Origin of the sequence: Collinsella sp. AM13-34 (assembly GCF_003473055.1) — a bacterium.
Taxonomy (GTDB): Bacteria; Actinomycetota; Coriobacteriia; order Coriobacteriales; family Coriobacteriaceae; genus Collinsella.
This window is the reverse complement of sequence record NZ_QRLE01000058.1, coordinates 1-1455: the sequence shown is the minus strand read 5'-3', so window position 1 is coordinate 1455 and position 1455 is coordinate 1. Positions and strand designations below refer to the sequence as shown.

Sequence of the window (1455 nt, the reverse complement as noted above, 5' to 3'; positions counted from 1 at the left end):
GTGAACTGCCTCCCATTTCTTGGACATCGGGAAATGGGAGGTTTTCCATGAGTATAGACCTCAGGGTGAAGCACGACCTGGAGTCCAGGAGGCGGGCCGTCGAGCTCTTCGACGCCGGCGTCGGCTGCAAGCCGGCGGCCGAGGCCCTGTCCGTCCCCCGCGAGACCGTGAGAGAATGGCAGTGGGTATACCGGGCGTTCGGAAGCGAGGCGCTGCTGTCCATGGGCGGGAAACAATCCAGGTACACATTCGAGCAGAGGGTCGCCGCGGCGTCGGCCGTGGTCGACGGCGGGATGGCGAAGACCGACGCCATGGCCGAGTTCGGGATCAGGTCGAAGTCCCCGCTGGAGCGCTGGTGCAGGCTCTACCGCGAGGGCGGCGCCGAGGCGCTGCGGCCCGGACCGAAGGGCAGGCCGAGGGGGTCGAGGTCGAAACCCCGGGCCCGCACCCGCGAGCAGGAGCTCGAGGAGCGCTGCCGCAGGCTCGAGGCCGAGGTCGCCTACCTAAAAAAATTGCGCGCCCTGGTCGAGCGGGACGGGCTCTGACCAGGGCGGCGGCCGAGGCGGTGAGGGCGCTGAGGGCGGAGGGGCACTCCCTGCGCCACCTGCTGGAGTGCTCGGGGCTCAGGAGGTCGACCTACTACTACGCGCTGGCGCACCCGCGGAGGCCGACCAGGCCCGAGCTGCGCGACGCCGCGGCCGAGATATTCTCGCGCACCGCCAACGGCTGCGGGCACCGGCAGATAGCCATGTGCCTGCGCGCCGAGCTGGGCGCGGTCGTGGCCGACAAGACCGTGCTCAAGATGATGCGCGAGATGGGCATCCGGTGCGGGATACGCCGCCGGGGCTCCCGCCGCCGGTACAGCTCCTACAGGGGGCTCGTGGGGAGTACGTTCGAGAACGTCATCGCGAGGGACTTCGGCGCCGAGGGGCCGTGGCAGAAGCTCGGCACCGACGTCACCGAGTTCAAGGTCGCCGGCGCCAAGGCCTACTGGGCCCCGGTGCTCGACTTCTGCACGAAGGAGATCGTGGCGAGCGACATATCGACCTCGCCGGACCTCGCCCAGCAGCACAGGATGCTCGACCGGCTCCTCGAGGCCCTGCCCGACGGGGCGGCACCGACCATGCACTCGGACATGGGCTGGCAGTACCAGCACGAGTCCTACACCTCCAGGCTGGAGGGGGCGGGCATCACCCAGAGCATGTCGCGCAAGGGGAACTGCATCGACAACGCCGCCACCGAGCAGCTCTTCGGCCACGTGAAGGACGAGTTCTACCGCGGCAGGGAGTGGGGCAGCTTCGAGGACTTCAAGCGCGACCTGGAAGGGTACATAGCCCATTGGAACACGCGGCGCAGGCAGGTAAGATTGAAGGGCCTGACGCCGGAGGAGTTCCGGAGCCGGGCCCTTGCGGCGTAGTCGCTATTTATTCAGTCCAAGTTTCGGGGCGCAGTTCA

Annotated in this window: 2 protein-coding genes; both read left to right on the top strand. The window is 68.2% G+C overall.

Annotated elements, in window-relative coordinates; genetic code table 11:
• Positions 1 to 545 (top strand): transposase (locus DW151_RS10375; protein WP_369832286.1); only part of this gene is annotated, 545 nt, incomplete at its 5' end.
• A 20-nt stretch (positions 546 to 565) separates the two neighbouring features.
• Positions 566 to 1417, top strand: coding sequence for an IS3 family transposase (locus DW151_RS10370; protein WP_199570308.1), 852 nt, complete (start codon positions 566 to 568; stop codon positions 1415 to 1417).
• Positions 1418 to 1455: the final 38 nt, after the last annotated feature.